Below are 308 nucleotides of genomic sequence, written 5' to 3' on the forward strand. Positions count from 1 at the left end.
CTGGAAGCTCAACGTGCACAGTTACAGGCGGGTCAGCCTTGCCCACTTTGTGGTTCCACCAGCCACCCGGCGGTCGAGGCGTATCAGGCGCTGGAGCCTGGCGTTAATCAGTCTCGATTACTGGCGCTGGAAAACGAAGTTAAAAAGCTCGGTGAAGAAGGTGCGACGCTACGTGGGCAACTGGACGCCATAACAAAGCAGCTTCAGCGTGATGAAAACGAAGCGCAAAGCCTCCGACAAGATGAGCAAGCACTTACTCAACAATGGCAAGCCGTCACGGCCAGCCTCAATATCACCTTGCAGCCACT

The 308-nt window shown here is 55.5% G+C and carries 1 protein-coding gene; it reads left to right on the forward strand.

The window, feature by feature from the left end:
- Positions 1-308, forward strand: a 308-nt coding sequence (locus tag SB756_RS29070) for a hypothetical protein (protein WP_410912996.1), incomplete at both ends; no start/stop codon positions are given.

This window comes from Pseudomonas sp. SIMBA_068 (assembly GCF_046534705.1).
GTDB classification, from domain to species: Bacteria; Pseudomonadota; Gammaproteobacteria; order Pseudomonadales; family Pseudomonadaceae; genus Aquipseudomonas; species Aquipseudomonas putida.